Here is a 23,641-nt window from a genome sequence, read left to right on the forward strand (position 1 = left end):
TCGCCGAAGGCCTGCGTGCCAACGCATCCGGCCGACCGGTGGATGCCGAGCGCCTGCTGCGGCGTGCCGTCGACCTCCTCGACGGCACGCCCGGCGTGGCGGCCGACCGGATGCGGGCCCGGGCGATGGTGACGCTCGCGGTGCCGATCTTCGAGCGCCAGGGGCTCGCTGCGGCGCTGGGCATGCTCGGGACGGCCGAGAAGGTGGCGGGATCGGGGCCCGCCGGTGACTCGTTGCGCGCCCTGGCGGCCATTCAGCGGGCCGGCTTCCTCGCGCGCTCGGGGCGCTGGGCCGACGCCGTCGCCGCCCTCGAGGGCGTGCGGGACGACGGCGACCTCGTCGGGCACCGCGAGCTCGCCGTCGCGCTGCTCAACCGGGGCCTGGCCCGGCAGTACCTCGGGCAGTTCCGCCAGTCGGCCGCCGACCTCGACCGTGCCTCGGCCGTCGCCGAGGCCGGCGGGGACACCGACGTGCGCGCGATGGCGGTGCACGACCTGGGATGCCTGGCCCTCCTGCGCGGCGAGGTCCCGGAGGCGCTGCGGCTGCTCGCCGAGGCCCACCGGATCGACCCCGAGATGTCGGTGGCCACGACGATGCTGGACCAGGCCCGGGCCCACATCGAGGCCGGTCTCGTCGAGGAGGCCGGCGTGCTGCTCGGCGACGCGTTGGCCGTGGCCACCTCCCGCGGGCTCGGGCGCGTGCGGGGAGAGGTGCTCCTCGAGGTGGCGCGCTGTGCCGTGCTGCGCGGCGAGCCGTCCCGTGCGGTCGGACCGGCCACGGAGGCGGCCCGCTTCTTCGCCGGGCGCGACGCCACGGCGTGGCGCCTGCACGCGGACGTCGCGATCGCGCGCGCCCGGTTGGCCGCCGGGGAGTCGGGCCACCGGCTGCGGGCGAGTATCGAGCGGCTCGACGCCGACGGCGCCGGCTCGCCCGTGCTGCACCACCACGTGGCGGTGCTGCGGGCCGAGGCCGCTGTCGACGCCGGCGACCTCGCGGCGGCGCGCGAGCACCTGGCCGCATCGGTGCGGCTCCACCGCGCGGTGCTCAGCGACCGGCTGCACCACGACCTCGTGGCCGCCCGCATCGCGAACGCGGCCGGTGACGCCACCGGGCGGTCGCGGGCGCTGGGCCGGGCCTCGCTGCGGCTCGCCCACGGCTCGGCCGCGTACACCAGCCTGGACATCCGCGCCGCGGTCGCGCTGCACGGGCGACGGCTGGCGGCCCTCGACCTCGATGCCGCGTGGGCCTCCGGCCGGCCGGCCGCCGTCTACGCCGCGACCGAGCGGTGGCGCGCCCTCAGCCTGCGCCTGCCGGGGGCGCGGGCCGCCCGCGACGACGAGACTCTGGCCGACCTGCTCACCGAGCTCCGCCTCGTCCGTCGTCGCCTGCTGGACGCCGGTGGCGAGGACGCGGAACCGTTGCGGGAGGAGGCGGTCCGGCTCGAGCGCGAGGTTGCGCACCGGGAGCGCGAGCTCGACGCGAGGACGCCCTCGGACACGAGGTCGGCCCGTCCGGCCTCCCACGCCGAGGTGCGTCGGGCGCTGTCAGAGCGCGACACCGGGGTGGTCGCCCTCTTCTCGCACGGCTCCCGGCTCCGCGCGGTCACCCTGTCCCGCAACGCGACCCGCGTGCACGACCTCGGGTCGGTCAGCGACGCCGTCGAGCTGTCCCGCCGCCTGAGGGCCGACCTGCGCGCCCTGTCCACCGCTCCCGTCCCGGCACTCGCCGAGGCCGTCCGCCGCTCGCTCACCGCCGGGCTCGGGCAGCTCGGGACGCTGCTCGCACCCGTCCTCGAGCTCGACGCCCGACGGCTCGTCCTCATCCCGTCGATGTCCCTGCAGTCGGTGCCGTGGCGGCTCGTCCCGGGCGTCGACGGACGCCCGCTCGTGGTCGCGGGGTCGGCGACCTCGTGGCTGCGGCGCAGCGGCACCGGCCCGGCCTCCCGGGTGGTGGCCGTGGGCGGGCCCGGGCTGGCGAGTGCCGACGCCGAGGTCGCTTCCGTGCTGGACGCCTGGGGCCGGGGGCGTGCCCTCGTGGACGGCGCGGCCACGGCCGCGTCCCTGACCGACGCAATGGCCCACACCGACGTCGTCCACGTCGCCGCGCACGGCACCCACCACGACGAGTCGCCGCTCTTCTCCTCGGTGCGCCTGCACGACGGCCCGGTCTTCGCCCACGAGCTGCACCGCCGCGGCGTCGGTGCCGGGCACGTGGTGCTCGCCTCGTGCGACGTCGGCAGCGCGCACCTGAGACCGGGCGACGAGGCGCTCGGGCTCACCGCGGCGCTGCTGGCGTCCGGGGCGCGCGCCGTCCTGGCCTCGGTCGCCCCGGTGCGGGACGAGGTCGCCCACGCCGTGACGGTGGCCCACCACCGCGGCCTGCGGGCGGGGCTGGACGCGGCGTCGGCGCTCGAGGCGGCCTCGGCGGGCACACCGGACGCCGGGTTGTTCGCGGTCTACGGGGCCGACTGGGCGGCCGACCCCGAGGGACGGCGCGCCTCAGGGGTCAGATGAAGATGGCCGGCTCGGCGAAGAGCGCGTCGTAGGGGTCCTCCTGCGGCGTCTGCGGGAAGCGGACGACGGCGGGGATGCCGGTGGCCACCGCGCCGGCCGGGACGTCCTTGACGACGACGGAGTTGGCCCCGATCTGCACGTCGTCCCCGATGTCGAGGTCACCGAGCACGCGCGCGCCGGCACCGACGGTGACGCGGTCGCCGAGGGTGGGGTGGCGCTTGACGCCGCGCTGCAGCGACCGGCCACCGAGGGTGACGCCGTGGTAGAGCATCACGTCGTCACCGACCACCGCGGTGGCACCGATGACCACACCCATCCCGTGGTCGATGAAGAAGCGCCGCCCGATCCGTGCACCGGGGTGGATCTCCACTCCGGTGACGGCGCGGGTCAGCGTGGACAGCAGGCGCGCGGCCGGACGCCACTGGGGACCCTTGTCCCACAGGCGATGTGCGAGTCGGTAGGACCAGATCGCGTGCAGCCCGGGGGAGTTGAACGCGACGTCGGCGCGAGACTCCGCGGCCGGGTCGCGGCGCATCGCGGCGTCGAGATCCTCACGAACCGCCGAACGCACCTGTCGGAGAACGGACATGGTCAGTCGACGAGGCCCTCGAACAGGATCGTCGAGAGGTAGCGCTCGCCGAAGCTCGGGATGATGACGACGATCGTCTTGCCGGCGTTCTCCGGGCGCGAGGCGACCTGGTTGGCGGCGGCCAGCGCTGCGCCGGAGGAGATCCCGACGAGCAGGCCCTCCTCGGTGGCGGCCCTGCGGGCCCACTCGACCGAGGTCTGCGCGTTGACGTCGATGACCTCGTCGTAGACCTCGCGGTCGAGGATCTCGGGGACGAAGTTCGCGCCGATGCCCTGGATCTTGTGCGGGCCGGGCTGGCCGCCGTTGAGGATCGGCGACTCCTCGGGCTCGACGGCGACGATCTTCACCTCGGGCTTGCGCGACTTGAGCACCTGGCCGACGCCGGTGATGGTGCCGCCGGTGCCGATGCCCGCGACGACGATGTCGACCGCGCCGTCGGTGTCCTTCCAGATCTCCTCCGCGGTGGTCCTCCGGTGGATCTCGGGGTTGGCGGCGTTGGCGAACTGACGGGCGAGGACGGCCCCCTCGCGCTCGGCGACGATCTCGTCGGCCTTGGCGACAGCGCCCTTCATGCCGGTGGAGGGGTCGGTGAGGATGAGCTCGGCGCCGTACGCGCGCAGGAGGGCGCGGCGCTCCTTGCTCATCGACTCGGGCATCGCGAGGACGACCTTGTAGCCGCGCGCCGCGCCGACCATCGCCAGGGCGATGCCGGTGTTGCCCGAGGTGGCCTCGACGATGGTGCCGCCGGGCGGGAGCTGCCCGGACGCCTCGGCGGCGTCGACGATCGCGACACCGATGCGGTCCTTGACCGAGCTCGCCGGGTTGTAGAACTCCAGCTTGGCCGCCACCGTGGCATCGCCGTCGATGATGCGGTTGAGCCGCACCAGCGGGGTGTTGCCGACGGCCTGGGTCACGTCGTCGAGGATGGGCATCGCGTCGCCTTTCGGTCGGGCGCCGACCGCCCGGCCGGGCGAGGGCGCGCTGCATCGGTCCTGCTGTCGAGGCCAACCCCCGACTCCTTATGCGTATTCCAACAGAGAGTTATCCATGAGACAACGGGGTCTCGAGAGCACCGCAGCCGGCGGACCCACCGGAGTCGAGTGCGGACGTGGTCGCCCCGGCGGCCGCGAGCGCCCTCGACTCCGCCGACCAGGCCTGTTGACGGTCGTCACAGACCGGTGAGCGCTCGCTTACCGGGCAGTAGGCTGCACCGCATGCCTGCTGCCTTCGCCCCTGCCCTGGCCGGCGACGTCCTCCCGTCGTTCGACGACCGGTTCGGCGGGGTCACGGCCCTGCAGGTCGTGGCCGTCGTCCTCTGCCTCGTCGTGCCGACCATCGGGTGGGCGCTGCTGTTCCGGCAGGTGGGCCGGTTCGTCTCGCTCTACCGGCTCGGGCAGTCCGACGGCTCGCGCACCGACGCGCCCGCAGCGCGCACCTGGACCCTGGCCAAGGAGTTCCTCGGCCACACCCGGATGTCCCGGCTGCGCGTCGTCGCGGCAGCGCACTGGTTCACCGCGCTGGCCTTCCTCATCCTCTTCACGACCCTCGTCAACGCCTTCTTCCAGCTCGTCCAGCCGGACTACCGGCTGCCGCTCATCGGCCACTTCGCGCCGTTCGAGTGGGTCGTCGAGCTGTTCGCGTGGGGCGGGCTGGTGGGCATCGTGGTGCTCATGGCGATCCGCCAGAAGAACCACCCGCGCCGGGCGGCCGGGGAGGGTGGGCGGTACTCGCGCTTCTTCGGGTCCACCTTCTGGCAGGCCTACTACGTCGAGCTGACGATCCTGTTCGTCACGTTCTGCATCCTCCTGCTGCGCGGGCTCGAGGCCGCGATGGTGCAGCGCTTCGAGCCGGACACCTCGCTCGTCGCGCACTTTCCCCTGACCGGGTGGATGGCCGGCTGGTGGGCGGGCACGTCGCCGGCCGGGCTGGCCGCGTGGGTGCAGGTCGTCGCGACGGTCAAGATCCTCATCTCCTTCGCGTGGATGATCACCATCTCGCTGCAGCCGACGATGGGCGTCGCCTGGCACCGCTTCCTCGCGTTCCCGAACATCTGGTTCAAGCGCGAGTCCTCGGGGCGCACCGCGCTCGGCGCCGCGAAGCCGATGACGGTGGGCGGCAAGGCGTTCGACCTCGAGGCCATGGAGGAGATGGAGGAGGGCGACGTCCTCGGCGTCGGCAAGGTCGAGGACTTCACGTGGAAGGGCCTGCTCGACTTCTCGACCTGCACCGAGTGCGGCCGCTGCCAGAGCCAGTGCCCCGCCTGGAACACCGAGAAGCCGTTGTCCCCCAAGCTGTTGATGATGACGCTGCGCGACCACGCGGACGCGAAGGCGCCGTACCTGCGGGCGCTGTCCGAGGCCGAGGGCGACACCGAGAAGGCGATGGCCTCGGTCACCGCCGCGGCGCAGACCGTGCCGACCGACGGCATCGAGCCGGCCGGCTCGGTCGACGTCGTCGACTGGACCTCGATGTCGCTCGTCGGGGAGACCGGGTACGACGCGTCGGCGCCGCTGTCGGCGTACAACCCGCACGGGCCGGACGCCGTCATCGACCAGGACGTCCTCTGGTCGTGCACCACGTGCGGCGCGTGCGTCGAGCAGTGCCCCGTCGACATCGAGCACGTCGACCACATCATCGACATGCGCCGGTACGCGACCCTCATCGAGTCCGCGTTCCCGAACGAGCTCGGCGGCCTGTTCAAGAACCTCGAGGGCAAGGGCAACCCATGGGGCATGGGCGCCCGGGCGCGCCTCGACTGGGCCAAGGACCTGCCGTTCGACGTCAAGGTGCTCGGGCAGGACGTGGAGCAGGCGTCCGAGGTCGAGTGGCTGTTCTGGGTCGGCTGCGCCGGTGCCTACGAGGACCGCGCCAAGAAGACCTCGCGCGCGGTCGCCGAACTGCTCGACACGGCGGGCGTCTCGTTCGCGGTGCTGGGCGACGGCGAGACGTGCACCGGCGACTCGGCCCGCCGCGCGGGCAACGAGCTGCTCTTCCAGACCCTCGCCGCGCAGAACGTCGAGACCTTCGGCGAGTTCGGCGTGACCAAGATCGTCGTCACCTGCGCGCACTGCTTCAACACCATCAAGAACGAGTACCCGCAGCTGGGTGGCTCGTACGAGGTGGTCCACCACACCCAGCTGCTCAACCGGCTGGTCCGCGAGAAGAAGCTGACTCCGGTGGCCCGCCCCGACGAGGCGCCAGGGATGTCCTCGGCGAAGAACGTCGCGTCGACGGCGCCGTCGGTGACGTACCACGACCCCTGCTACCTCGGCCGGCACAACGGCGTCTACGCCCCGCCGCGTGAGCTCATCGGCGCCCTGCCGGGCGTCGAGCTGCGCGAGATGCCGCGCTCCGGCGAGACCTCGTTCTGCTGCGGCGCCGGCGGCGCCCGGATGTGGATGGAGGAGAAGCTCGGCACGCGCATCAACACCAACCGCACCGACGAGGCGCTGGCCACCGGCGCCGAGCGGATCGCCATCGGCTGCCCGTTCTGCCGCGTGATGATCTCCGACGGCCTGACCGCCAAGCAGGCCGAGGGCGTCGGCGACGAGGTCGAGGTCGTCGACGTCGCGCAGATGCTGCTCGCCGCCGTGCGCCGGGGCCAGGAGACGCCGAATGCTCCTGTCGACGAGCCGGCGACGCCCGCCGATGAGGCGGCGCCGGCAGCGGCTGCCGCGGGTGCTGCTGCTGCGACGGTGTCGGCGACCGTGACCGAGGCTCCGGTAGAGAAGGCACCGGCAGAGGAGGCTCCCGCCGAGCAGGCCGCGCCCACCACCGAGGACGAGGGCAACGACCCCTGGGACGAGCCCGCAGGCCCGACCGACTCGGGCGCGGCACCCGCCGCGCCCGCCCCCGCCGCCCCGGCCGACGACGCGGGCGACGACCCTTGGGACGAGCCCGCCGCACCGGCGAGCACCGGCTCCGCACCGGACGCTGCCGTGGCCATCGACGACGACACCGCCGAGGCCGTGGAGTCCGGGACCGAGCCCGACCCGTGGGACGAGCCGGCCGCCGTCGCGGACCCGGCGCCCGGTCGCTCGCAGGGCGAGCCGTCCGAGGAGAAGGCCAAGGCCGACGCCGCGGCGTCCACCGACAAGGTCGACCCGTGGGACGAGCCCGCCGACACCGCAGCACCCACGCCGGCGCAGGCAGAGCCCGAGACGACCGACGAGACCCCGGCCTCATCTGCTCCCACCGACGAAGCCCCGGCCCCATCGACCGCCCCATCGGACGACGACGTCGACCCCTGGGACGAGCCGGCCGACACCGCAGCACCCACGCCGGCGCAGGCAGAGCCCGCGACGACCGACGAGACCCCGGCCTCATCTGCTCCCACCGACGAAGCCCCGGCTTCATCGACCGCCCCATCGGACGACGACGTCGACCCCTGGGACGAGCCCGCCGACACCGCCCCCGCGGAGCCGAACGCTGCCGAGCCAGAGCCCGAGCCCGAGACGACCGACGAGACCCCGGCCTCATCTGCTCCCACCGACGAAGCCCCGGCTTCATCGACCGTCCCGTCGGACGACGACGTCGACCCCTGGGACGAGCCCGCCGACACCGCGGCGCCCGCCCCGGTCGCCACGCCGGAGCCGGTGCAGGCAGAGCCCGGGACGACCGACGAGACCCCGGCCTCATCTGCTCCCACCGACGAAGCCCCGGCTTCATCGACCGCCCCGTCGGACGACGACGTCGACCCCTGGGACGAGCCCGCCGACACCGCCTCCGCGGAGCCGAAGGCTGCCGAGCCAGAGCCAGAGCCGGAGCCGGAGTCCGAGCCCGAGAAGACCGCCGAGCCGGAGCCCGAGACGCCGGCAGCGGTTCAGCCGGAGCCGGCCACGGAGCCTTCGGGTTCCGGGGAGTCGGGGTCCTTCGGCGGCGACTCCTCTCTGCTCGACGAGCCCGACCCCTGGGACGAGCCCGCAGAGCAGGGTGCTCCCGCGCCCACCTCCGAGGCGCCCACCGAACCGGAGCCCGAGGCAGCCGCGCAGCCCGAGGCCACGTCCGAGGCCTCCGTCGAGTCCCAGCCGGAGGACGCCGCCACCGCGCAGCCCGAGCCCGAGAAGGAGCCCGAGCCCGAACCCGAGCCCGAGCCCGAGCCCGAGCCCGCGAAGGACGCTGCCGCCGAGCCGCCGACGGCGCCATCGCCGGAGAAGCCGGCCGCGAAGGCATCCGGCGAGTTCGGCGGCGACGCGAGCCTGCTCGACGAGCCCGACCCCTGGGACTGACCCCACCCACCCGACTGATTGCCCATTCACCACCTCCGACGCCCCGAGAACGGGCCGGCGAGGTGGTGGATGGGCAAGAAGTCGCCTGCCGCGCGGGCGGACAGGGCGCGATCGGAGGATCGCTCGGGTCCCCACCCGGACGATCCTCCGGCGAGGCCGTCCGCTCAACCGGCTGACCCCACCCACCCGACTGACCGCCCGACGCGAGCCTGCTCGACGAGCCCGACCCCTGGGCCTGACCCCACCCACCCGACTTATTGCCCATCCGCCACCTCATGCACCCCGAGAACGCCCCGGCGAGGTGGCGGATGGGCAATAAGTCGCCACACCAAGACGCCTCGGGACAGCGCGACGCCCCGGCCCCCACGCAGGGGACCGGGGCGTCGTCGCGTCGCGCCGCAGCGAGGGCGTCAGCCCAGGCCGTTGGCCTTGAGGAACTCCTCGGCGACGGCCTTGGGGTCCTTCTTGTCGATGTCGGTCTGCTTGAGCATCTGCGTGACCGCGTCGGTGGTCAGCTTGGCCGAGACCGCGTTGAGCGCGTCCTTGACCTGGTCGGCCTTGTCGGCGCGCACGAGCGGCACGATGTTCTGCGAGCCGAACACCTTCTTGGTGTCCTCGAGCACGACGAGGTTGTTCGCCGCGATGCCGGGGTCGGTGGAGAACACGTTAGCGACGTCGGCCTGCCCGTTGACGACGGCCTGGAGCACCGCCTGCCCCGTGAGCGGCCGGAAGGTCCCGAACGTCACGCCGTAGACCTTCTCGAGGCCGACGACACCCTGCGGACGCTGCTTGAACTCCGGCTGCGCGGCGAGCGTCATGTCGCCGGAGACGGCCTTGAGGTCCTCGATGGTCTTGAGGTTCTTGGAGTCGGCGGTCTCCTTCGTCACGGCGAGGGAGTCGACGTCCTCGGCGGCGGACTTGTCGAGCACCGTCAGGGTGTCGGGGATGACCTCCTGCGCCTTCTTGTAGACCTCGTCGGGGTCGGTACCCGAGTAGGACTTGTCGTAGAAGACGGCGAGCGCACCGGTGTACTCGGGGAAGACCTGCACCGAGTTGTCCTCGAGGGCACGCAGGTAGATCTCACGCGCACCGATGTTGGTCTTCGTCGTGGCGTCGATGCCCTTGGCGCGCAGCGCGCCGGCGTACACCTCGGCGAGGAGGGTGGACTCGGAGAAGTCGGCGCCGCCGACGACGATCGAGCCGGAGGAGCCACCCGAGGCGCCGGCGGACGGCGCGTCGGACGCGAGCGGGTCGCTGCCGCCACCGCAGGCCGACAGCCCGAGAGCGGCGGCGACGGCGACGGTGCTGAGGACGGTTCTGCGCTTCATCGGGTCGGTCCCTTTCGTGGTGGCCGGGCTCGGGGGCCGGGGCCGGTGTGCGGTCGGTGCAACGGGGTCGGGGGCGCCACGTCGTGGCGTCCGGATGGCTCGGTCGGGCGGGCGGTCGGCGAGCGCCTCACGTCATCCCACCCGGACCAACAGGTGTCCGGGCGTTTACTTCCGCCGTCGCGGCATCGTCATCGTTTCGTGACCCACCGACAGCGCGGCGCGCACCGCCCAGCCCGGGCGAGACGAGCCGCCGCTGGAGCAGCGCGAGCAGCCCCTCGAGCAGCACCGCCAGCACCGCGACCAGCAGCGCACCGGCCGCGGCCTGCGGGTAGTCACCGAACGCGATGCCGTCGACGAGCAGCCGGCCCAGACCCCCCAGCCCGATGAACGCCGCGATGGTGGCCGTCGCCACCACCTGCAACGACGCGGTGCGTACCCCGGACATCAGGAGGGGCAGCGCGCACGGCAGCTCGACCTGGCGCAGCACCTGCCAGCCGGTCATGCCGACCCCCCGAGCGGCGTCGCGGGCCGCCGGGTCGACGGCCTCCACCCCCGCGTACGTCCCGGCGAGGAGCGGCGGCACGGCGAGCAGCACGAGCACGATGGTCGCCGGCACGAGGAAGGCGAGGTCGCCCTTCAGCGAGGGGCCGAGCCAGAGCGCGAACGCGAAGAGCAGGCCGAGCGTCGGCACGGCGCGCGCCGCGTTCGTCGCGGTGACGAGCCAGCGCAGCCGCCCGGTGTGGCCGATGTACAGCCCCAGCGGGAGCGCGACCAGCAGCGCCAGCACCATCGCGAGGATGCTGTACCAGAGGTGCTCGAACAGCCGGTTGAGGACGCCGTCCGGTCCCGACCAGTGGGCGGGGTCGGCCAGCCAGGAGAAGAGCGAGCCGATCATGCGCGGGCTCCCGTCGCCCGGCGCCACGGCGTGAGGCCGCGGGCCACGAGCTGGATGACGAGGTCGAGCAGGAGCGCCAGCACCATCGTCGCGACGATGCCCGTGAGGAGCTCGCCCCAGATGATCCGGCGGTAGCCGTCGACGAGGAGGTTGCCGAGCTGCGAGACCCCGACCACGGAGGCGATGGAGACGATCGAGACGTTGGAGACGGCGGCCACGCGCAGACCGGCAGCGATGACCGGCACCGCGAGCGGCAGCTCGACCCCGAAGAGCCGGCGCAGCCCGCGGTAGCCCATCGCGGTGGCCGCCTGCTCGACGTGGTCGGGCACGGAGATCAGGCCGTCGGCGACGGTGCGCGCGAGCAGGGCGACCGTGTAGATGGTCATCGCGACGACGACGTTGGCCGGGTCGAGGATCTTGGTGCCGAGGATGAGCGGCATGATGACGAACAGGGCGAGCGAGGGGATCGTGTAGAGCAGACCCGTCGAGGTGACGACGGCCGGGTAGGCCCCGCGCCAGCGCTTGGCCGCCCATCCCAACGGCACCGACAGCACGAGCCCGATGAGCAGCGGCAGCCCCGCGAGGTACAGGTGCGACCCGGCGAGGTCGATGACCGTGCGCCAGTTGGCGGTCAGCCAGTCCACGTCAGGCCTCGTCGCCCGCGACGCTCATCGCGCCGCCGCGCACGGGGTCGGCCTCGTCGCGCTCCGGGCGGTCGGTGTCCTCGATGGCGCTGAGCACCTCGTGGGCCAGCACGGTCCCGACGAGCGAGCCGCTGCCGTCGACGACCACGCCGCGGCGCGACGGCGAGGAGAGGGCGGCGTCGAGGGCGCCGCGCAGCGAGCCGTCGGCCCGGGCCACCGTGCCGCCGCGGTGCAGGTCGGCGTCCTCGACGGCCCGCCCCGCGAGGCGCGCGGGCTCGACCCATCCGAGCGGGTGCCGGTCGTCGTCGACGACGAGCAGCCACGACGCCCGGTGCTCCGGCGTCTCCCCGATGACGACCGTCGGCTCCGGACGCAGCGGCAGGCGCGGCGTCGGCTGGAACTGCAGCGCGCGGTACCCGCGGTCGCGCCCGACGAAGTCGGCGACGAAGTCGTCGGCCGGGTGCGCGAGCAGGTAGGCCGGCTCGGCCACCTGGGCGAGCGTGCCGCCGACCCGCAGCACCGCCACCTGGTCGCCGAGCTTGACCGCCTCGTCGATGTCGTGGGTGACGAAGACGATGGTCTTGCCGAGCTCGTCCTGGAGGCGCAGGAACTCGTCCTGCAGCTGGTCGCGCACGACGGGGTCGACGGCCGAGAACGGCTCGTCCATGAGCATGACGGGCGGGTCGGCGGCCAGCGCCCGGGCCACCCCCACGCGCTGCTGCTGCCCGCCCGAGAGCTGGGCCGGGTACCGGTCGCCGAGATGCGCGTCCAGACCAACCCGCTCGATCAGCTCGCGCGAGCGGTCGTGGACCTTCTTCCGGTCCCAGCCGAGCAGCCGCGGCACCGTGCCGATGTTGTCGAGGACCGTGCGGTGCGGGAAGAGGCCGGCGTGCTGGATGACGTAGCCGATGCCGCGCCGCAGCTCGGCCTGGTCCATCCGCCCGGTGTCCTGGCCGTCGAGGAAGATCGAGCCGCGGGTGGGTTCGATCATCCGGTTGACCATGCGCAGGCTCGTGGTCTTGCCACAGCCGGACGGCCCCACGAGGACGGTGATCTTGCCCGTCGGCGCCGTGAGGCTGAGGTCGTCGACGGCGACCGTGCCGTCCGGGTACTGCTTGGTGACGCCGTCGAAGCGGATCATCCGTCGACCCTAACGGGCCCCGGTGCGGCCGGACCGCCTTGCCGGTCGGCCTTTCACGACACCGTGACCGCTCCGTGACCAGCGCCGCGGGCCCTAACGTGAGGGCGTGACGGGTGATGCGGGGTCGGTCGAGGTCGGCGAGCACCTCGACCGTGCATCGATGCGGGGGCGGATGGTCCTCGCGGGCCTCACCCTCGGCACCGGGGTGGCGATCCTCGACGGCAGCGTGGTCAACGTGGCCCTCCGGAGCATCGGCACCGACCTCGATGCCTCGCTCGCCCAGCTCCAGTGGGTCGTCAACGGGTACCTGCTGGCACTCGCCGCGCTCGTCCTCGTCGGGGGTGGCATCGGGGACCGGCTCGGGCGGAAACGGGTGTACCTCACCGGGGTCGGCTGGTTCGCCGCGGCCTCGGCGCTGTGCGCCCTCGCGCAGAGGCCGGCCCAGCTGGTCGGGCTGCGGGTGCTGCAGGGGGTGGGCGCCGCGCTGCTCACGCCGGGGGCGCTGGCCGTCATCCGGACCTCGTTCCGGCCGGAGGACCGGGCGGCGGCCATCGGCACGTGGGCGGGGTTCTCCGGCGTGGCGGCGGCGCTCGGGCCGCTCGTGGGCGGGTGGCTGGTCGACCACGCGTCGTGGCGATGGGTGTTCGGCCTCAACGTGCCGCTGTGCGCGGCCGTCGTCGCGCTGACCCTTCGAACGGCTCCGGAGAGCCGGGACCCGGATGCCGCCGGTCGACGGTTCGACGTGCCCGGGGCGGTGCTCACGGCGGTGTCGCTGGGCTCGCTCACCTACGTGCTGACGGCGGCCGGGACGCTGCCGCCGTGGGGAACGGCGGCTGGCTGGGTACTGGCCGTGGGTGCCGCGGTGGCCTTCGTCGTCGTCGAGCGGCGCTCGGCCCATCCGCTGGTCCCGTTGTCCCTCTTCGGTTCCCGCGTCTTCTCGGCCGCCAACGCGATGACCCTGCTCGTCTACGGAGCGCTCGGGTCGGTGACCGTCTTCGTCGTCCTCGAGTTCCAGGTGGCCGGGTGGAGCGCGTTGTCCGCCGGGCTGTCGAGCCTCCCGATCACCGTGGCGCTGATGCTGCTGTCGTCGCGCTCGGCGCGGCTGGCCGAGCGGGCGGGGCCCCGGCTGCCGATGACCGTCGGCCCGCTCGTGTGCGCGGCGGGCGCGCTGCTGCTCCTGCGCGTCGGCACGGACGCGGGGTGGGCCGACGTGCTCCCGGGCATGGTCGTCTTCGCCCTCGGGCTCGCGACGCTGGTCTCCCCGCTGACGGCGGCCGTGCTCGCGGCCTCTCCCGACAGCCGCGCCGGCGTGGCCAGCGGCGTGAACAACGCTGTCGCGCGAGCCGGTTCGCTGCTCGCGGTGGCCGCGCTGCCCGGCCTGGTGGGGCTCGCCGGTACCGACTACCTGGATCCCGACGCGATGACGGCCGGGTACCGCGCGGCGATGCTGTGGTGCGCCGGGCTGCTGGCAGCGGGCGGCATCGTCAGCTGGTTCGGCCTGTCCCGAGGAGGGCCTCGGTGACGAAGTCGGTCACCGTGCGGTGCCAGTAGGAGGCGCGGCGGAGCATCGCGTGCTTCTCCCCCGGGACCCGCAGGTGGGTGACGTCGGCGCCGGACTCCTCCCACCGCTGGGCGATGACGGCGGTGCGGCGCGGGTCGGTCATCCGGTCCCCGCTGCCGTGCATGAGGAGGACGGGGACGCCGGCGCGCGGCCGGCGGGCATCCCCTTCGACCCAGGGGGCGAGGGCGGCGACGGCGGCGACACCGGGCTCGGCCGCCAGCTGGAGGGCCACGCGCCCGCCCATCGAGTGGCCGACGAGGGCGACCGGCACGCCCGGGAGGACGCGGCGGATGCGGTCGAGGGCCCAGCGGGCGTCGTGCACGGGGTCCTGCTCGTGCCCGTTCCAGCCGCGGACCCGGTTCTTCAGGCGCAGCACCGCGAGCGAGCCGTCACCCGCGTGCTGGAGCGCGGTGGCGAAGGGGAGCATCCGCACGACCGAGAGGCGTCGCCACGTGACGCGCTCGTGGCTGCGCTCGGCCCCGCCGTGGAGGACGAGGACGACACCCACCGGGTCGTCGGGCACGTGGCCGCGCAGCTCGGCGCCGCCCCCGCCGTCGCGGGAGAGCAGGGCGTCGGCGAGCGCCAGCGGGGAGCCGGCCTCGTCGTCGTGGTGACCGGCGGCATCGGCGCTGCTCGCAGGGCGTTCGGGCATCAGGGGCCTCCGAGTCGGTACGGAGCGGTCTGCGGCGGACCGTCGTCCGCACCTGCGATGCGTACCCTGCGTCGGCACCGCGGGCGTGGACGGAGACCGTCACCGGCGTGTCGTGGAGGCGTTCGGCGCAGGTGGGGCGCCCGGATGGGTGGCGCCGACGACGCTCAGACGTCGGCGCGGTGGAAGTTCTGGAAGCTGCGGCTGGCGGTGGGGCCGCGCTGGCCCTGGTAGTGCGAGCCGTAGCCCTCGGAGCCGTAGGGGCTCTCGGCCGGGCTGCTCAGACGGAAGAAGGCGAGCTGGCCGATCTTCATGCCGGGCCAGAGCATGATCGGCAGGGTCGCGACGTTGCTGAGCTCGAGGGTGACGTGGCCGGTGAAGCCGGGGTCGACGAAGCCGGCGGTGGCGTGGGTCAGCAGGCCGAGGCGGCCGAGGCTGGACTTGCCCTCGACGCGGGCGGCGAGGTCGTCGGGGAGGCTGACTGTCTCGAGGGTGGAGCCGAGGACGAACTCGCCGGGGTGGAGGACGAAGCCCTCCTGCGGCTCGACCTCGACGAGGCGGGTGAGGTCGGCCTGGTCCTGGCTCGGGTCGATGACCTGGTACTTGTGGTTGTCGAAGAGCCGGAAGAACTTGTCGAGGCGCACGTCGACGCTGCTCGGCTGGATCATGTCGGGGTCCCACGGGTCGAGGACGACCCGTCCGGCCTCGATCTCGGCACGGATGTCGCGGTCGGAGAGCAGCACGGCGTCAGGCTACCGGTGGGGGTCCGGGGTGGGTGCGGTGCCGGGGTGCGGTTCGGCTAGACTTCCCGGCGCCGGGGAGGTCGCTCGTGTGGATCTCGACCCGGCACGCCGATGTAGCTCAATGGTAGAGCGCCAGCTTCCCAAGCTGGACACGCGGGTTCGATTCCCGTCATCGGCTCTGACGCAGAACGGACCGGGCAACGCTTTTCCGCCCGGTCCGTTCTGCGTCACTGGTGAGGTGGCCGGGAATCGGCGGGTCGCATGCTCTGCATGGGCGGAGCCGCCGGCGCGAAGCGCCCCCACGCGACGGATCCCGTCATCGGCTCTGACGCAGAACGGACCGGGCAACGCTTCTCCGCCCGGTCCGTTCTGCGTCACTGGTGAGGTGGCCGGGAATCGGCGGGTCCCATGCTCTGCATGGGCGGAGCCGCCGGCGCGAAGCGCCCCCACGCGACGGATCCCGTCATCGGCCCGAGCATCCGCTGGGAGCCCGAGCATCCGCGTGGGGCCCGAGCACGCCGGTCGAGGTGAAACCGGACCCTGAGGGGGCCCAGTTTCACCTCGACCGAGAGGACCACGCGGGCTTGAGCAACTCGTTCGAGGTGATAGCGCACCACCAGACGGTCCAGATTCACCTCGAACCACGAGGAGGTGTCGGCCCCGGCCACGCCGAGGGGATGGCCGCGACGGCACGGGTCTCACTACGCTCGCCGGATGGCGGCCCGTCTCCTCCTTCTCGCGGCGACCGTCTGCGCGGGACTCGTCGCGGGGGTGTACCTCTTCTACGCGCACACCGTCCTGCCGGCCCTGCGCGCGGCGGGTGACACGACCTTCGTCGCCGCCTACGCCGCCCTCGACCGCCGGATCGTCAACCCCTGGTTCCTCCTCACCTCCTTCCTCGGCGCCCCGCTCCTCGCCGGCGCGGCCCTGGCCGTCACCTGGGGCGACCCCGCGGCACCCTGGGTGGCCGCCGCACTCGTCCTCCACCTCGTGACCACGGCCGTGACCGCCATCGTCCACCTCCCCCGCAACGACCGGCTCAAGGCCCTCGCCGGCGACCCCGCCTCCACGGCAGCCGCCCGCGCGGCCCTCGAGGAGCACACCTGGGTGCGGTGGAACCTCGTGCGCGTGGCGACGTCCGTCGGCGCACTGGCGTGCGTCGCCTGGGGTCTGACCCTGGCGTAGGCCCTGCTCGGTCACGGCTCGCGCGTCCACCGGGCCGGCACGGGTCCGCGGGAGTAGCCTCCTCCCACCGCATGCAGGGGCAGCGGACGTCTCTGTCGTCCCGTCTTCCGAGGATCTCCGATGCACCTCCCCTCCCGCTCGGTCCGCACCGCACTCGTCGTCTCCGTCGCGGCCGCCCTCGCCGCCGGCGCCCCGACCGCCGGCGCCGTCACCGGCCCGCGCGCCTCCTCACCGGCCACCGCCGCGGCCGTGGCCCCGGCCGCCGCCCCGGCAGCCGCCGCCGCGTACACGTACACGGCCGCCGACCTGCGGCTGAACAGGGCCCTCAAGAGCAGGGTCACCACCGCCCGGTTCGGCACCGCGTTCTCCGGCACCGTCCTCGACGCCGGGAGCAACACGTTGATCTGGACGAGAGGTGGGTCGACGGCCCTGATGCCGGCCTCCACGACCAAGCTCGTGACCGCCCACAACGCCCTGACGGTCTTCGGCCCGGACGCTCGCTGGACGACCCGGGTGCGCACGATGCCGACGCGCGGTGACGTCGTCGTCGAGGCCACCGGTGACCCCGGCCTCTCGAGCGCCCAGCTCGACGCCATGGCCCGCCTGACGGCCGCCTGGCTGAAGGAGCAGGGCATCACCTCGTCCCGCGTGTGGGTCGACGACGACGTGTTCCCCACGCCGAGCCTTGCCCCCGGCTGGAAGGCCAGCTACGTCCCCGACTCGATCGCCCCGGTGCGGGGCCTGGTCCGCGACCAGCGCGGCTTCTCCGACACCTCCCTCGACGTCGGCGTGTACTTCCGCGACCGGCTCCGGGCGCGGGGCATCCCCACCGCCTCCTACGCGGGCCGCGCGAACGCAGCCCCCACCTCGACGACCATCGTGCTGAGCCGCGGCCAGACCGTGGCGACCCTCGTCAGCCGGATGCTCCTGGGCAGCGACAACGAGATCGCCGAGGCGCTGCACAAGCTGGTCGGGATCAAGCAGGGGACCGGGGCCTCGTGGACCGGCGCCCGCACCGCCCAGTCGAAGGTGCTCCAGGGCCAGGGGCTCGCGCTCACCGCGCTGTACGACGGCTCGGGCCTCTCCCGCTCCGACCGGCTCTCCAGCGTCCAGATCGCCCGCATCGTCGACCGCGGCATCGACAGCCGCTACCCGAAGCTCGCCCCGATGCGGCTGGTCGCCGCGATGCCCACGGCCGGCCGGACCGGCACGCTGGCGGCCAAGTACTCCCGCTTCACCACATCACCGTCGAAGTGCGCCGCGGGCAAGGTGTGGGCCAAGACCGGGCGCCTGGCCGACGTCGTCTCGCTCGCCGGGTTCACCCGCGCCGAGGACGGTCGCGTCAAGGTGTTCGCGTTCGTCGTCAACGGCAAGGAGTCGACGCTGCGCCTCCGCCAGGACGTCGACATGCTGGCCGCCACCGTGAACGGTTGCTACTGAGCCGAACCCGCGCGGGCGTCACGCATTGGGGAAGATCCAGCCCAGCACGGTGACCACGCCGATGACCGCCGCCACGACGAACAGCGCGGCCAGGATCCATCCGATGACCTGGGCGGCGTCCACGCCCTGGGCCGTTTCCTCGCCGTCCTCGTCGTCGACGAGCTCACCGGCCCGCACGAGCGGCTCGGGGGCGTCGTCGAGCCGCGGGTCGACGTCACGGGCCCGGGTGTGCAGGGCCTCGATGCGCGCCGCGCGCGGCTCGGAGCGCACCGGCGACGGCAGCGAGCGCCACATCACGGCGAAGTCGTCGGCGCACTGCTCGCGCCACGCGGCGACGGCCTCGTCGGCCTCCGGGCCCTTGGCGCCGGCGGCGAACCACACGGCGCCGGCACGGGGCAGGTCCCCCATCCCGTGGAGCACGTGCCCGAGGAAGGTGAGCGCCTCGGTGTCGTCCTCGACCTCGACGTGCGCCGCGAGCAGGTCACGGGCCTTCCACGACCGGCCGGCCTCGACGTGCCGGCGCGCCTCGTCGAGGACGTCCTGCGCGCTGCTCACCTGCCCGAGTATGCCCCTCCACGCGTCCCGTCCGGCGCTGCCGCGGCCCGCGCGGCGAGCGAGTCCTCGGCACGCAGGAGGGCGAGGGCGGCGTGCCACTGCTCGAGGGTCCGGCGGGACTCCTCCGGTTCGAGGCCGTCGGGCGCGGGGAAGACCATGACCTCCGGACGATGGGCGCCCAGCCCCGGGACGGCCTCGGCGAGACGCTCGGCCGTGAGCCCCGGGAAGCGTGCCGGGTGGGCGACGAGCAGGGCCGGGAGCACGGCGCCGTTCGACCCCGCCCCGAGGAGACGGGACGCGTTCGCGGACCGGTAGCCGACGATGCCGAGCTGGACGCCGGCATCGAGCAGCGCCTCCCCGAGCGAGCGCAGCGCGGCGGCGTCGCGAGGGGCGTCTCCGGCCTCGGCGAGCAGCTCGACCCGCTCGAGGACCCCGCCGGGCTGGGGCAGCACCGAGAGGGTGCCGTCGGCGCCGTCCCCGGCGACGGCGAGGCGCGTGTTCTCCGGGGACCGGTCCCGCGCCAGCTCGGTGAGCGTCTCCACGGACCAGGGCGCCTCACCCGGCTCCATCAGCCCCGCCTCGCCCAGCGGCGGGAGGCCGAGGGCGGCGACGAGCGCCTCGGCGGTGCGGCCGACGGCGGGGTCGTCGTACGCGAGGAGGGTCTCGGTCTCGCAGTGCAGGGCCCAGCCGGCGTCCACCCCGATCGGGAGAGACTCCTCCGCGTCCCCGCCCTCCCCCACGACGTCGACCATCGCGTCCCCGTCCCAGCGCACGGGCGCCCGTCGGTGCACCTCGACGGCCCGGTCGCCGTCGTCGACGACCCAGCGCAGCGCGCCGTGGTGGACCAAGCGGTCGAGGACCGGGGTGAGGCGGGTCGCGGGCGGGGTGACGACGACCAGCCGCCGACCGTCCTCGCTCGCGGTGAGCAGGGCGTGGGTCAGCCACGGCCCGAGACCCAGCACGGGCCGGCGCTGCACGAGGACGCACTCGGTCTCGCCGGCGGCGTCGAAGGGCGCGGGCGGCGAGGAGGCCGGCCCGGCCCCGGCGGCCGGACCCGGGACCTCAGGGAGGTCCACGGCATCCGTCCGGTCCGGGACGTCCGCCGGCACACCATCGGCCGACGTGACGTCGACGACCCGCCCGCCGGCCGACCCGACGAGCCGCTCGGCCAGCGCCCGCGCGAACGGCAGGTCGCCCCGCTCGCGCACGCAGAGCTCGGTCCAGGACGACTCGTCGTCGGTCAGCACCCCGAGCCCCAGCCGCCGCGCCTGCGCGACCGGTCGCTGCACCGACCGCGTGGGTCCGACCCACACGAGCTCGCGCCCGTCACCGTCGCGCACGGCGACCACCCGGCGGCCGCGGTCGGCATCGATGGTCGGCGAAAGGCCCTCGGGCGCAACCTCGTCCACGGCGAGGAGGAGGTCGGTGGGGTCGATGTCGCGCCGGGTGGCGACGACGAGGTCGAACGACATGGCGGCCATCGTGGCAGACGCCGGCCCGTGGCACGGGGTTGCCGTTCGTCACGAGGTGAGGTGTGATGGAGGACAGGGGTGGGGCCCGGAGGGACCGCGGTTCGCCCGCACGAAGGGGAGGTCGACATGAAGTTCGACATGGGAGACGCGACGCTCAGCACGCTGTCGAAGGGCACGGAGGGCTCGCACCAGGACCTCGGCGCGCTCGTCAAGCAGCTCGTCGCGGCTGTCGAGCCGCTCGAGGGGAAGTTCAACGGCGCCGGTCGACGCGCCTTCGACGCCTTCAAGGCCCGCACCGACGAGGTCGCCGCCGAGCTGAACGGCTCGCTGGGGATGATCCTCCAGGGCCAGGGCGGGATGGACACCGCCTTCCAGACCGGCGACCTCGAGGCCGGCGACAACGCGAGCCAGGCGCAGGGCCAGGCCAACTTCGACGGCGCACGCTTCTCGTCGCGCGCCTGAGCCACCCGGACCGAGGAGGAGAACCATGCCCAGCAGCGACCGCATCTCGTTCGACACCGGCGTCTCCGGCGCCGTCCAGTCCGACATCGGCTCGATCATCGGCCGCCTCGAGGCCCTGATGGCCCAGCGCGACGCCCAGGTGAACGCGGCGATGTCGGACTTCCAGGCCGACGGCGTGTCCGAGGAGTACCAGCACGTCGAGCAGCGCTGGCGCCAGGCCTCGGGCGAGGTCCGCGGCATCATCGACCTCGTCCGCAGCACGCTCGGGCGCAACGACGAGACCGCGGTGGCGGCCCAGGGGCGGGCCCGCTCGGCGGTCCAGAACATCGGCTGACCCGCACGGGTCCGACCGCGGGGGGACTCCGTGACGACGTGGGACATCGACGTGCCCGGAGCCGGGCGCGTCATCCAGCGTGCCGCCGACACCGCGGCCGCGTACGAGGCCGACCTCGGCGGGGTCGACGCCGCCACCGAGGCCGCCGTGTCCGCGCTGCCGAACAGCCCGCTCGTGGTGCAACGGCTCGGCGAGTTCGTGCAGGAGGCGGCCCAACCGCACCTGGAGCGCATCGTGGGGCACACGCACTCGGCGTTGCAGGGCACGACCGATGCCGTGTCGTTCTACGTCGCCGGTGACCAGGAGATGGCCGCGCGTGCCCAGCGCAACGCGGCGCTGGCGGCCTACCCCACCGACACCCCCGGCGTCGCGGCCCACGGGGTGACGCGCTGATGGACACCGCCGGACTCGTCCAGCTCGACGACCCCGGGGCGGTCCGGGCCTCGGGCACCGAGGTCGTCGCCGCGTTCCGGGCCGTGCGCGACCGCTCCCGCGAGGTCCGTGCGTCATGGCTCGGCCTCGTCGGCTACTACACGGCGCCCGAGCAGGGTGAGGTCCTCGCGGCGATGGAGGTGCCGGTCACCGAGGCCGACGCCGCCGCCGACAAGGCCGCCGTGGTGGCCCGGGCCCTCAGCGCCTACGGCGACCGGCTCGAGCAGCTGCGGGCCCAGCGCCAGGCCCTCGTCGCCGACATGGACGCCTTCACCGCGGACCGGGCGAGCATCGACGCCGAGGACCGGGACAACAACGTCCTGGAGTCGGCGTGGGACGCGATCACCGGGGAGCAGGAGCAGCTGCTCCACCGCGAGAACGCGCTCAACGAGCGGGCCGCGCAGCTCCTGGCGGACAAGGAGGCGGCCGAGCGCGACTGTGCCAACGCGATCGGGGACATCTGGGGCGGTGAGCACTACGAGGCCGGCGGCGAGACGTGGGCCGGCGACACGACGACCTACGGGATGACCGCCGAGGCCTACGTCGCGATGTCGCGCTCCGGCGACGCCCCGTGGGGGCACCCGGTGATGTGGGACAGCGACAACTGGCTGGTGCGCACGAACATGCTGCTCGGCGGGGCGTCCGAGTCGGTCACGGGGGCGGTCGGCTTCTTCGGCGATCTCTTCGGAGCCGACGGGAGTGGCCGGGCGAAGGCGGGCTGGTCCGGGCTGTGGCAGCTCGCACAGGACGCGAGCCGCTTCGCGTCACCCGGCAGCGCGATGGGCTCCTTCGCCTCCGACCCGCAGGGCAGCATGGAGGCATCGCAGCGACTGCTGACCGTGGGCAAGGGCATCGTCGCCTGGGACGACTGGGACACCTCCGGCTGGTACGCCGGCGGGAGCGTCGGCCTCGACGTCATCACGGCGATCGGCACCGGCGGGTCCGCCGCAGCGGTCAAGGGCGGGATCAAGGGCGCCGCCGCGACCCGCTTCGCCCGCCTTTTGGAGGTCGGCGCCGCGGTCGACGTGCGAGCCGCCGCGGCGGCGTCCCGGGTGCGTCTCGGCAGCGTCCTGTCCGCCCGCCTCGACGACTTCTCCGCCCTCGGGGAGCGCGCCGCGTCCCGGCTGCGGCTGCCCGGGCTCGAGCCGGCCGGCGTCCCGCGCTCGCTGCTCGACGACACCTCGGCGATGCGCCGCGAGGCCGATGCCCCGGCCCACCCCCGCACCGACCACCCCGACCTGACCAGCCGCGGCCCGGGCGCTCCCGACCACCCGACCACCCGGCCCTTCAGTGACCATCCGGCCCCGCACGACGCCACCCCCGAGGCGCCCACCCACCCCGACGGGCCGGCCGACGGCACCGGCCCGCGCACCACGCCCACCTCGGTCGACACGGTCGATGACGCGCCGTACCGCAGTCACCTGTACGACCCCGACAACCCGTACGCGGTCGACAACCTCATCACCGATGCCACCAGGGACCTCGAACCTTGGCGACAGCGGATGGAAGCCGGGCAGGAGTTCAACCGGATCAACCACGACCGCTACCCCGTCAACGAGCTGCGGCTCGACAACGGCAAGGTCCTGGACTCCTACGACCCCGCGTCTGAACGCATCGTCTCGCGCAAGCACACCGACCTGTCCTTCGTGCGCTTCGAGACCGCCAAGGGCTACCTCGACGAGGTCAAGGCCAAGTACGACACCGGTGAGACCATCGCCGACACACCTGCCAACCACGCGATGCTGCGCCGCGCCGGCCTCGAGGACCTCATCGGCACAAAGCTCGACGGCGCGCTGCAGCTCGAGGTGCCACCCCACACCCGGATCCCCGACGACGTCCTGCGCTATTCGGACCAGATCGAGGTCGATATCGTGGACGTGACTGGCCGCAACTACACCCAGGAATGGAGCGCTTTGCAGTGATCTACCGGTACGGCCAGCGATGGAACTCCCGGCGGGCGCACCCGGTGGACGAGATCGACGAGGACACCGCCAGGGCGTGGTTCGAGGCGAAGGAGCCGTGGTTCTCGGTCACCGCCCTGGACACCCCCGAGTCAAGGGTGCCGCGCTACACCCTGGAGATCGCCCCGGCCAAGGCGTTCGTGCGAGTACACACCTACTACCCCAGCGGGTCCCTCCTGGCTGGGCACGACTACGACGGCGGGCACGACCCGCACGGACAGCGGATGTTCTTGGAGACCGCGACGTTCTACAGCTACCCCGACATTGCGACCTTGTACAACCGCACGGACATGTCGGCGAAGGTGCAGTACCGCACCCGACCCGACGGGTACGTCCGCGTCGGGGCCTACCGCGCCGACACCCGCCGCGAAGAGGTCACCGAGTACCGCGACGTCCCGGTCGACGACCTCTGGGTGCCCGCGCTCACCGAGTTCGGCGACTGGGACCGCTTCGAGGTCGCCCCCGGCGCAGCCCCGGGCCCGGCCACCAAGACCGGATGATCCCTGATC

At 73.7% G+C, this 23,641-nt stretch carries 20 protein-coding genes and 1 tRNA gene; 11 read left to right on the forward strand and 10 right to left on the reverse strand.

Annotation, left to right across the window (positions count from 1 at the left end; translation table 11 throughout):
- Positions 1–38: 38 nt before the first annotated feature.
- Positions 39–2,513 carry a CHAT domain-containing protein gene (locus ACQZ2A_RS11200; RefSeq protein ID WP_430210822.1) on the forward strand — a complete coding sequence of 825 codons (2,475 nt, stop codon included), beginning with the start codon at positions 39–41 and terminating at the stop codon, positions 2,511–2,513.
- Here the strand turns inward: ACQZ2A_RS11200 and cysE are convergent.
- A complete protein-coding gene (gene cysE / locus ACQZ2A_RS11205) occupies positions 2,506–3,102 on the reverse strand; it encodes a serine O-acetyltransferase (RefSeq protein ID WP_430210823.1) in 597 nt (198 codons plus the stop codon). The two genes, ACQZ2A_RS11200 and cysE, sit on opposite strands and share 8 nt — an antisense overlap.
- A 2-nt stretch (positions 3,103–3,104) precedes the next feature.
- Complete coding sequence (cysK, locus tag ACQZ2A_RS11210) at positions 3,105–4,034, reverse strand: cysteine synthase A (RefSeq protein ID WP_430210825.1); 930 nt, start codon at positions 4,032–4,034, stop codon at positions 3,105–3,107.
- Positions 4,035–4,316: 282 nt separating this feature from the next.
- On the opposite strand from cysK, the gene ACQZ2A_RS11215 reads away from it, so the two are divergent.
- Positions 4,317–8,330 carry a heterodisulfide reductase-related iron-sulfur binding cluster gene (locus ACQZ2A_RS11215; protein ID WP_430210827.1) on the forward strand — a complete coding sequence of 1,338 codons (4,014 nt, stop codon included), beginning with the start codon at positions 4,317–4,319 and terminating at the stop codon, positions 8,328–8,330.
- Between the two features lie 410 nt (positions 8,331–8,740).
- Here ACQZ2A_RS11215 and ACQZ2A_RS11220 read toward each other — a convergent pair whose 3' ends face one another.
- The 4 genes from ACQZ2A_RS11220 to ACQZ2A_RS11235 form a co-directional block, all read right to left on the reverse strand.
- Positions 8,741–9,658, reverse strand: coding sequence for an ABC transporter substrate-binding protein (locus tag ACQZ2A_RS11220; protein ID WP_430210829.1), 918 nt, complete (start codon positions 9,656–9,658; stop codon positions 8,741–8,743).
- A 127-nt stretch (positions 9,659–9,785) separates the two neighbouring features.
- A complete protein-coding gene (locus ACQZ2A_RS11225) occupies positions 9,786–10,553 on the reverse strand; it encodes an ABC transporter permease (RefSeq protein WP_430210830.1) in 768 nt (255 codons plus the stop codon).
- A complete protein-coding gene (locus ACQZ2A_RS11230) occupies positions 10,550–11,197 on the reverse strand; it encodes an ABC transporter permease (RefSeq protein ID WP_430210833.1) in 648 nt (215 codons plus the stop codon). Before ACQZ2A_RS11230 ends, ACQZ2A_RS11225 begins: the two co-directional genes overlap by 4 nt.
- A 1-nt stretch (position 11,198) precedes the next feature.
- Entirely contained in the window at positions 11,199–12,338 is a 1,140-nt protein-coding gene (locus tag ACQZ2A_RS11235; RefSeq protein ID WP_430210836.1) for an ABC transporter ATP-binding protein, read from the reverse strand.
- Positions 12,339–12,444: 106 nt separating this feature from the next.
- Here ACQZ2A_RS11235 and ACQZ2A_RS11240 point away from each other — a divergent pair, with 106 nt between their 5' ends.
- Complete coding sequence (locus ACQZ2A_RS11240) at positions 12,445–13,860, forward strand: MFS transporter (RefSeq protein ID WP_430210838.1); 1,416 nt, start codon at positions 12,445–12,447, stop codon at positions 13,858–13,860.
- Here ACQZ2A_RS11240 and ACQZ2A_RS11245 read toward each other — a convergent pair.
- Both ACQZ2A_RS11245 and dcd read right to left on the reverse strand, forming a co-directional pair.
- Entirely contained in the window at positions 13,823–14,551 is a 729-nt protein-coding gene (locus ACQZ2A_RS11245) for an alpha/beta hydrolase (RefSeq protein ID WP_430210840.1), read from the reverse strand. The two genes, ACQZ2A_RS11240 and ACQZ2A_RS11245, sit on opposite strands and share 38 nt — an antisense overlap.
- Positions 14,552–14,715: 164 nt before the next feature.
- On the reverse strand, positions 14,716–15,291 hold the full coding sequence (gene dcd, locus ACQZ2A_RS11250; protein ID WP_430210843.1) for a dCTP deaminase: 576 nt from the start codon (positions 15,289–15,291) through the stop codon (positions 14,716–14,718).
- Positions 15,292–15,398: 107 nt separating this feature from the next.
- Here dcd and ACQZ2A_RS11255 point away from each other — a divergent pair.
- From ACQZ2A_RS11255 to ACQZ2A_RS11265, 3 genes are all read left to right on the forward strand, one after another.
- Positions 15,399–15,469 (forward strand) — tRNA-Gly (locus tag ACQZ2A_RS11255).
- Positions 15,470–16,005: 536 nt separating this feature from the next.
- Complete coding sequence (locus tag ACQZ2A_RS11260; RefSeq protein ID WP_430210846.1) at positions 16,006–16,476, forward strand: anthrone oxygenase family protein; 471 nt, start codon at positions 16,006–16,008, stop codon at positions 16,474–16,476.
- 120 nt (positions 16,477–16,596) lie between these two features.
- Positions 16,597–17,916, forward strand: a complete 1,320-nt coding sequence (locus ACQZ2A_RS11265; RefSeq protein ID WP_430210847.1) for a D-alanyl-D-alanine carboxypeptidase/D-alanyl-D-alanine-endopeptidase — start codon at positions 16,597–16,599, stop codon at positions 17,914–17,916.
- Positions 17,917–17,934: 18 nt separating this feature from the next.
- On the opposite strand, the gene ACQZ2A_RS11270 is transcribed toward ACQZ2A_RS11265, so the two are convergent.
- Positions 17,935–18,471, reverse strand: coding sequence for a hypothetical protein (locus ACQZ2A_RS11270; protein WP_430210849.1), 537 nt, complete (start codon positions 18,469–18,471; stop codon positions 17,935–17,937).
- Positions 18,468–19,943 (reverse strand): DUF6177 family protein, encoded by a 1,476-nt coding sequence (locus tag ACQZ2A_RS11275; RefSeq protein WP_430210851.1) that lies wholly within the window; start codon positions 19,941–19,943, stop codon positions 18,468–18,470. Before ACQZ2A_RS11275 ends, ACQZ2A_RS11270 begins: the two co-directional genes overlap by 4 nt.
- 126 nt (positions 19,944–20,069) lie before the next feature.
- Here ACQZ2A_RS11275 and ACQZ2A_RS11280 point away from each other — a divergent pair, with 126 nt between their 5' ends.
- Genes ACQZ2A_RS11280 through ACQZ2A_RS11300 form a run of 5 tightly spaced genes read left to right on the forward strand, consistent with a single transcriptional unit; the run spans position 20,070 to position 23,632 of the window.
- Positions 20,070–20,405: a hypothetical protein gene (locus ACQZ2A_RS11280; protein WP_430210853.1), complete on the forward strand. Its 336-nt coding sequence runs from the start codon at positions 20,070–20,072 to the stop codon at positions 20,403–20,405.
- Positions 20,406–20,430: 25 nt separating this feature from the next.
- Positions 20,431–20,739 (forward strand): pore-forming ESAT-6 family protein, encoded by a 309-nt coding sequence (locus tag ACQZ2A_RS11285; protein WP_430210855.1) that lies wholly within the window; start codon positions 20,431–20,433, stop codon positions 20,737–20,739.
- Positions 20,740–20,769: 30 nt separating this feature from the next.
- Complete coding sequence (locus ACQZ2A_RS11290) at positions 20,770–21,132, forward strand: DUF6507 family protein (protein WP_430210858.1); 363 nt, start codon at positions 20,770–20,772, stop codon at positions 21,130–21,132.
- Positions 21,132–23,093: a hypothetical protein gene (locus ACQZ2A_RS11295; protein ID WP_430210861.1), complete on the forward strand. Its 1,962-nt coding sequence runs from the start codon at positions 21,132–21,134 to the stop codon at positions 23,091–23,093. Before ACQZ2A_RS11290 ends, ACQZ2A_RS11295 begins: the two co-directional genes overlap by 1 nt.
- Positions 23,075–23,632 (forward strand): hypothetical protein, encoded by a 558-nt coding sequence (locus ACQZ2A_RS11300; protein ID WP_430210864.1) that lies wholly within the window; start codon positions 23,075–23,077, stop codon positions 23,630–23,632. Before ACQZ2A_RS11295 ends, ACQZ2A_RS11300 begins: the two co-directional genes overlap by 19 nt.
- Positions 23,633–23,641: the final 9 nt, after the last annotated feature.

Source organism: Phycicoccus avicenniae (genome assembly GCF_050496545.1).
Taxonomy (GTDB): domain Bacteria; phylum Actinomycetota; class Actinomycetes; order Actinomycetales; family Dermatophilaceae; genus Phycicoccus; species Phycicoccus avicenniae_A.